The organism is Actinomycetospora flava, assembly GCF_037400335.1.
GTDB lineage: Bacteria > Actinomycetota > Actinomycetes > Mycobacteriales > Pseudonocardiaceae > Actinomycetospora > Actinomycetospora flava.
In genome coordinates, this window is sequence record NZ_JBBEGM010000010.1 from 284,562 (window position 1) to 292,295 (window position 7,734).

At 74.4% G+C, this 7,734-nt stretch carries 7 protein-coding genes; 6 read left to right on the forward strand and 1 reads right to left on the reverse strand.

All coding sequences use genetic code 11. The annotated features are described in order from the left end of the window. The first annotated feature begins 17 nt into the window (after positions 1-17). From WCD58_RS23355 to WCD58_RS23375, 5 genes are all read left to right on the forward strand, one after another. Positions 18-485 (forward strand): hypothetical protein, encoded by a 468-nt coding sequence (locus tag WCD58_RS23355; protein ID WP_337705479.1) that lies wholly within the window; start codon positions 18-20, stop codon positions 483-485. Between the two features lie 26 nt (positions 486-511). Beyond that, on the forward strand, positions 512-3,034 hold the full coding sequence (locus WCD58_RS23360; protein WP_337705480.1) for an HAD-IC family P-type ATPase: 2,523 nt from the start codon (positions 512-514) through the stop codon (positions 3,032-3,034). After that, positions 3,031-3,684 carry an O-methyltransferase gene (locus WCD58_RS23365; RefSeq protein ID WP_337705481.1) on the forward strand — a complete coding sequence of 218 codons (654 nt, stop codon included), beginning with the start codon at positions 3,031-3,033 and terminating at the stop codon, positions 3,682-3,684. Before WCD58_RS23360 ends, WCD58_RS23365 begins: the two co-directional genes overlap by 4 nt. A gap of 206 nt (positions 3,685-3,890) precedes the next feature. Next, positions 3,891-4,076 (forward strand): hypothetical protein, encoded by a 186-nt coding sequence (locus tag WCD58_RS23370; RefSeq protein ID WP_337705482.1) that lies wholly within the window; start codon positions 3,891-3,893, stop codon positions 4,074-4,076. Beyond that, positions 4,060-4,341 (forward strand): hypothetical protein, encoded by a 282-nt coding sequence (locus WCD58_RS23375; protein ID WP_337705483.1) that lies wholly within the window; start codon positions 4,060-4,062, stop codon positions 4,339-4,341. The genes WCD58_RS23370 and WCD58_RS23375 overlap by 17 nt, the downstream gene beginning before the upstream one ends. Positions 4,342-4,344: 3 nt before the next feature. Here WCD58_RS23375 and WCD58_RS23380 read toward each other — a convergent pair whose 3' ends face one another. Then, positions 4,345-6,480 carry a molybdopterin-containing oxidoreductase family protein gene (locus WCD58_RS23380; protein WP_337705484.1) on the reverse strand — a complete coding sequence of 712 codons (2,136 nt, stop codon included), beginning with the start codon at positions 6,478-6,480 and terminating at the stop codon, positions 4,345-4,347. Positions 6,481-6,722: 242 nt separating this feature from the next. Between WCD58_RS23380 and WCD58_RS23385 the strand changes: the two genes are divergently transcribed. Further along, complete coding sequence (locus WCD58_RS23385; protein ID WP_337705485.1) at positions 6,723-7,724, forward strand: helix-turn-helix domain-containing protein; 1,002 nt, start codon at positions 6,723-6,725, stop codon at positions 7,722-7,724. The last annotated feature ends 10 nt before the right edge of the window (positions 7,725-7,734 follow it).

Sequence of the window (7,734 nt, forward strand, 5' to 3'; positions counted from 1 at the left end):
CCGGAGAACGGACGCCGATGTCACACACCGCCACGGTCGGGCTGCCGATCACCTCGTCCACCGTCCGGGACGCACGGACCATCACGCTCGCCCTCGCCACCGCCTGGGGCGCGCCCGTGTCGCTCGAGGACCTGGTCCTGCTCGTCGACGACCTCACCGCCGACGTCGTCACCCACGCCGGGGACGAGGCGAGCCTCGCCCTCGAACTGAGCCTCACCGGCGGGGTCCTGCGGGTCGCGCTCGTCGACGGCGAGGCGGTGCGCCCGGTCGACGACGACGCCGTGCCGTTCGCCCGCCACTGGGCCCTGGCGACGGCCTGGGGCGACGAGCCCGACGGCGACGGGCACCGCGTCTGGTTCGAGATCGGCCCGCCCCCCGGCCTCGAGACGCCCCACCCGGACGTCTCGTCGGACACGATCTGGCACGCGCTCGAGCGGGCCCTCGGCTCGCCCCGGTCCGCGGACGGGGATCCCTCCGCGTCCTGACCCGCTCCGGCCGGGATCATGGCGGGGTGACCGCGACGCTCGAGGGCCTCACCGAGGCGCAGGCGCGGGACGCGGCCCGCCGGGGCGAGGCGAACACACCCGTCTCGGGGTCCGGGCGGACCACCGGGCGCATCCTGCGCACGACGGTCTTCTCGTTCTACAACAACACGCTGTTCGTCATCGGGTTCGCGCTGCTCGCCCTGGGCCGCTACAGCGACGCCCTGGTCAGCGTGGGTCTCGGGATCGTCAACGCGGCGCTCGCCGCGGTGCAGGAACTGCGCGCGAAGCGCCAGCTCGACCGGCTCCAGCTGCTCGCCCGCGAGCCCGTGACGGTGGTGCGCGAGGGCGCGGAGCGGACGGTGCCGCCGGGCGAGGTCGTCGTCGGCGACCTCGTGCGGGTGCGCTCCGGCGACCAGATCGTCGTCGACGGCCCGCTCGTGGACGGCCGGATCGAGGCCGACGAGTCGCTGCTGACCGGCGAGTCCGACCCGATCGCCAAGGGCGTCGGCGACCCGCTGCTGTCGGGCTCCTCGTGCGCGGGCGGCGCGGGACTGCAGCGCGCCGAGGCCGTCGGCGCCGAGAGCCACGCCGGGCGCCTCACGCTCGCCGCGCGCGCCGACACGACCGTGCTCACGCCGCTGCAGTGGCGCATCGAGCTGGTGGTGCGCCTGCTCATCCTGCTCGTGGTGCTGATGAGCGGGGCGATCCTCGCCCAGGCCGCGCTCGACGGGTCGACGGTGCTGCGCTTCGTCCAGACCTCCGCGGTGCTCTCCGGCCTCGTGCCCTACGGGCTGTTCTTCCTCATCGCCGTCGCCTACACCGTCGGCGCCGCGCGGATCGCCGGGCGCGGGGCGCTCGTGCAGCGCACCAACGCCGTCGAGGCCGTCAGCCGCGTCGACGTCGTGTGCACCGACAAGACCGGGACGCTGACGAGCGGGCGGCTGTCCCTCGCCGAGGTGGTGCCGGCGGGCCGGGAGACGGAGCTTGCCGGAGCTCGACCCAGGGAGGAGCGCGAGGCGGGCGCGCGGGCGCTGCTCGGCACCTTCGCGCACTCGGTCGGTGCCACCAACGCCACCACGGCGGCGCTGGCTGCGCTGCCCGGTGAGCGGGCGGAGGTCGTCGACGAGGTCGAGTTCCGCTCGTCGCTGCGCTGGAGCGGGGTCACGTTCGCCGACGGGAGCTCGCTCGTGCTCGGCGCGCCCTCGACGCTGCGCCCGGCGCTGACCGACCCGGCGATCGCGGCCGAGGACGCCGTCCGGCGCCGCACCGACCAGGGCCTGCGGGTCCTCGTCCTCGCCCGTTCCGTCGGGGGCCTGCGCGACGCCGACGGCGAGGCGCGACTGCCGCGGCTCCACGGTGTCGCCCTCGTCGCGCTCGCCGACGAGCTGCGCGAGGGGGTCACCGACGTCCTCGCGGGCCTCGCCGACGAGGGCGTCGCCGTCAAGGTGATCTCGGGCGACGACCCCGACACCGTGGCCGCCCTCGCCCGCCGCGCCGGCCTCGAGGCCCCGGCGATCGCCGGGCCCCGCCTCGCGGCGCTCGAGGGCGAGCGCTTCGACGAGGCGGTCGACACCCACGGCGTGTTCGGCCGGATCGCCCCGGAGCAGAAGGAGCAGATCGTCGCCTCGCTGCGCCGCCGCGGCCACCAGGTCGCGATGGTCGGCGACGGCGTCAACGACGCCCGCGCGCTCAAGACCGCGCAGGTCGGGGTGGCGATGCGCTCGGGCAGCTCGGTGACCCGCGACGTCGCCGACATCGTGCTGCTCGACGACTCGTTCACGACCCTGCCGCCGGCGCGCACCGAGGGCCGCCGCATCATCGCCGGCGTCGGCGCGTCGATGTACCTGTTCCTGTCACGGGTGGCGACGCAGATGCTCGTCATCCTCACCGTGACGCTGCTCGGGCTGGGCTTCCCCTACACGCCGACCCAGGTCGGGCTGACGCTGTTCACCGTCGGCGTGCCGACGTTCTTCCTGACGATGTGGGCGCGCCCGGAGCCGCCCGCCGAGGACCTGCTGGTCTCGCTCGCGCGGTTCGTCATCCCGGTCGGCGTCATCACCGCCGGGTTCGCGACGGCGATCTACGCGTTCCTCTACCGACAGATCCTCGACGGTTTCACCGACACGCCCTACCCCCGCGCCGTCGAGCTGTTCGAGCAGTACACGGGCCTGACCTACGGCGTGGACGCCGACTTCGCCGAGGCGTCGGCGACCCTCGGCGCCCAGTCGGCGATGTCGGTGTTCGTCTCGGTCACCGCGATGGTGCTCATCCTGCTCCTCGAGCCGCCGCACCGGATCTTCACGGCGTGGCGGCCCGTGAGCGCCGACCGCCGGCCCACGTGGCTCGCGCTCGCCCTGTTCGTCGCCTTCGTGGTCGTCCTGGTCGTCCCGGCCACGCGCGAGTACTTCGGCCTCACCGCCCCCGACCCGCCGGTGGTCCAGTACCCCGCGATCGGGCTGGTGCTGTGGTTCGTGAGCCTCTCGGCGGTGCTCCGGTACCGCGTGCTCGAGCGCGTCCTCGGACTGCACCGGCCTACCGTCGGGGCATGACCCCGACTGCGGACGACGTCGACGCCTGGTTCACCGAGCACCTCCACCTCGAGGACGCCACGCTGCGCGCCGCGCGGGAGCGGGCCGGTGGCGCAAGGCTGCCCGACATCGCCGTCGCCCCGGCGGCGGGGGCCTTCCTGGCCACCCTCGCCCGGGTCGCGGGCGCGCGGCGGGTGCTCGAGGTCGGCACGCTCGGCGGCTACTCGACGATCTGGCTCGCCCGCGCCGTCGGCGCGCAGGGCCTGGTGACGACCCTCGAGATCGACCCGCACCACGCCGAGGTCGCCCGCACGTGCGTCGACGAGGCCGGCGTGGGCGACCGCGTCGAGATCCTCCTGGGCCCCGCCCTCGAGACCCTGCCGACCGTCGCCGGGCCGCTCGACCTCGTGTTCGTCGACGCCGACAAGGAGAACAACGCCGGATACGTGCGCGCCGCGCTGCCGCTGTGCCGGCCGGGCGCGCTGGTGGTCGTCGACAACGTCGTGCGCGGCGGCCGCGTCGCCGACCCCGACGACGACTCGCCGACCGTGCGCGGCGTCCGCGAGGTCGTCGACCTCGTCGACACCGACCCGCGCCTCGAGGGGGCGACCGCCCTGCAGGTCGTCGACCGGAAAGGGTGGGACGGCGTCCTGCTCGCGACCGTGCGCTGAAACCCGCCGTCAAGGACCCTGCGCCGATGAGGTGCTGTTTCGGTTCAGACTTCGCTCCCGTGGCGAACGGTGCGTGATCTGGACCACCATCGCGGGTGCCGTGTTCAGTCCGCGAGCCACGGTCGACCCTCCGTGAGCGCCGGCGCCGTCCCCCGGGACGGGCGCGCGAGCACGGGTCCCGGTGGCGGACGAGGAGGTCCCCGCCCATGTGGCACCTGCACTGGCGCGCCGAGGTGGCGCGCGTCGAATCGCTGCGGCCCGAGAAGGCCGCGGTGAGAACCGAGAAGAGCACGACCGCGAAGGCGAGCTCCTTCCAGCGCGTGTGGCACGACACCCCGGCGGCGACGGTGGCCGCCGACGTCCCGGAGTCGGTCCGTGTCCGGGGCCGGTGACACCCCGGGCGACGCCTGCGTCCGCGCCGCCGCCGCCCTCGCCCCGCGCGCCGTCCCCGACGGTGGCCTGACGCTCTCGCCGGCGGCCGTCGCCGCGCTCGCCGAGCTGTTCCGGGCGGTCGGGCGGGGGCGGGACGCCGACGAGGTCACCGACGTCGCCGACCGCGCGGCCCGCCGGATGCTCGCCGCGCTCGAGGCGGCGCCGGCCACCCCGACACCGCGCACCCCGGGCGACCAGGACACCGCCGTCCTGGCCGCCCGGTAGCCCTCAGACGGGCGCGATCTCGACGCGCGTGTCCGAGAACGTCGGCGCGTTGCCGAGGTCCGCGAAGACGAACGGGTTGACGGCGTTGACCGTGCTCTGGTCCTTGGCGTTCTTCGGCCACGCCCCCATCGGCGCGACCGCCACGCCCGGGGCCACCTCGTCGCTGACCCGCGCGAGCGCCACGAACCGCCCGCGGTCGTTGTAGACCGACACGTAGGCGCCGTCGACGATGTCGCGGGCCTGCGCGTCGGCGGGGTGCAGGGTGACCATCTGCTCGCCCTGCACCCGCTTCTGCATCGCCTGGTCGCCCGCGCTCGAGTTGAGGTAGGCGTGCGACTTCGGCGAGAGCAGGTTCAGCGGGTGGCTGTCGCCGGTCTCGCGCGGGGCCACGTAGTGCGGCAGCGGGTCGACCACCCCGCCGGGCTGGAACTCCTCGTAGAGCTGGCGGAACAGCGGCACGACGAAGTTGCCGGCCGCCTCCAGTGCCGACGAGCGGAACTCGGTCTTGCCCGACGGCGTCGGGAACCCGCCCTCGGCGTGGGGCCGGTACTCGTCGGGGCTCGGCAGGTTCAGCCGCGCCCACCCGGTCTCGCGCAGCGACTCCAGCGTGATGCCCTCCATCGCGGGCGCGGACCAGTCGTAGGACTGGGCGAGCAGCTCCTCGTCGGACAGGCGGAAGTAGTCGTCGTCGAAGCCCATCGCGGCGGCGAGGCGGCGGAACAGCTCGGTGTTGGGGATCGCCTCGCCCAGCGGCTCGATGGCCGGGGTGTTCAGGGTGACGTAGAAGTGGCCCCAGCTGAACATGATGTCGTGCTGCTCGAGCTGGGTGGTCGCGGGCAGCACGATGTCGGCGTAGCGCGCGGTGTCGGTGAGGACGTGGTCGCTGACGACGGTGAACAGGTCCTCGCGGGCCAGCCCGCGGGCGATCTTCTCCTGCTCGGGGCAGACCACCATCGGGTTCGAGTTGTAGACCATGAGCGCCGAGACCGGCGGGTCCAGCTCGAGCTCACCGGTCAGCGCCCGCCCGAGCAGGTACTGGTTGACGACGCGCGTGCCGGGCGTCGCGAACTCGGGGTGGATGAACGCCGGCCAGTTCACCGGGTGGGCCCAGAGGGGGAGCTGCAGCAGGCCGCCGCCGACGTGGCGCCACGCCCCGACCAGCGCGGGCAGGCAGGCGATGGAGCGCACCGTCTGCCCGCCGCCGGCGTGCCGCTCGATGGCGACGCCGATGCGGATCAGCGAGGGGTCGGTGGTGGCGTACTCGCGGGCGAGCGTGCGGATGTCCTCGGCCGGGATGCCGGTCTCCTGCGAGGCCCACTCCGGGGTGTACTCCTGGGCCCGCTCGACCATCTCCTCGTAGCCCGCGGTGTGCTCGCGGACGTAGTCCTCGTCGGTGAGCCCCTCGTTGATGATCACATTCATCATCGCGAGCGCGAGGGCGCCGTCGGTGCCGGGCCGGATCGGGATGTACCAGTCGGCGCGCCGCGCGGTCTTGTGCCGGACGGGGTCGATGACGACGACCTTCGCGCCCCGCTTCTGCGCCTCGGCGACGATCGGCCAGAGGTGCAGGTTGGTCGAGACCATGTTGCAGGCCCAGATGATGATGTAGCGGGAGTGCACGATGCTCTCCGGGTCGACGCCCGCGGTCGCGCCGATCGTCGCGGCGTACGCGGTGCAGGAGCCGGAGTCGCAGTAGGTGCGCTCGGTGATCGTGGCGCCGAGCCGGTGGAAGAAGGCGTCGCCGACCGACAGGCCGTTGAGGATGCCCTGCGTGCCGAGGTAGCTCACCGGCATGACGGTCTCGGCGCCGTGCTCGGCGATCTTCGCCTTGAAGGTCGACGCGATGGTGTCGATCGCCTCGTCCCAGCTGATCTCCTCGAAGCGCCCGCTGCCCTTGGGGCCGGTGCGGCGCAGCGGGTGCAGGACGCGGTCGGGGTTGTAGACCTTGTCCTGGTAGTTGTTGACCTTGACGCACAGGCCGCCACGGGTGATCGGGTGCTCCGGGTCGCCGCGCACCCCCGTCGCGACACCGTTCTCGACGGTGACCGTCATGGCACAGGTGTCGGGGCAGTCGTGCGGACAGGCCGCGCGCACCGTGGTCGTGGTGGGCGTGAGCGGCAGGTCGTCGAGGGCGGTCACGTCAGCCTCCCGGGGTGGTGGTCTCGGGTGCGGGCAGAGCTGTCCGGCGGTCGCCCCGAGGGGCGGGGCGACCGCCGGTGACAGCCTGGCCACCCGCCGCGGTCGGGCGCTTGTCGCTCCGCGACGGATTGCGCACCGTTGACCGGCGCGTCGGGGTTCCCTAGCGTCGAGCGACCGCCCCTGCTCGATGACACCGCTGTCGTCGTCCTCTTTCTCGTCCCTCCCCACCCCGGGAGCCGCCCGTGGCGACCACCACCCGCCCGGTGGGGCCGTTTCCCCGCCGTCCGACGCTGCCGCGCGCGCCGGAGTCACCGGAGGTCCGCGGGCGCTCCGACCGCCTCGACGGCTGGCGCGACCTCCTGCGCGAGCACTTCGTCGCCCTCGACGTGCGCGCGGAGGCCGACGCCCCGTTCGACGGGGCGGTGCGCAGCAGCCTCGTCGGGCACCTCGCGGTGGCGACCGTCGACTCGACCCAGCAGGAGTGCGTGCGCACGCCGGGGCTGGCGCGCCACGACCCCGACGACTACCTCCAGGTCGGCCTGCTGGCCCGCGGGCAGGCCGTGGCCCGCCAGGACGGGCGGGAGGCGCTGCTCGGGCCGGGCGCCTACACGATCTACGAGACGGGCCGCCCGTTCGCGTGGGAGTTCCGCGGGCCCTGGCGGATGCTCGTGTTCACCTGGCCCCGCGACCTGGTCGGCATCGACCACGACACCTCCCGGGCGGCCACCGCCCGCGCCCTGGGCGGCGACCGCCTCGGCGCCGTCGTCGGCCGGACGCTCGCCGACGTCGTCGCCGCGCCGCCGACACTCTCCCCCGTCGCCGGCGCGCGCCTCGCGACCGAGCTCGGTGAGCTCGTCGGCACCGTCGCCGGCGAGGCCCTGCACCACGACCCCGTCGCCGGGCCCCGCGGCGTCGCCGACCTGCGGGCACGCGTCGAGGCCTACGTCGCCGAGCACCTCGAGGACCCCGACCTCGGCCCCGAGACCATCGCGCGGGCGCACTTCGTCTCGACCCGCCAGCTCCACCGGGCCTTCGCCGAGGTGTCGACGACGGTGGGCCGTCTGGTGCGCCGCCGGCGCCTCGAGCACGGGCAGCGCGAGCTCGCCGACCCGCGGCTGACGGACCTGTCGGTCACCGACATCGCGCTGCGCTGCGGCTTCGGCGACCTCGCCGCGTTCAGCCGCGCGTTCAAGGAGACGTTCCACGAGCCGCCGAGCACGTTCCGTCTGCGCCACGGTCCGTAGTCGCCGGCTC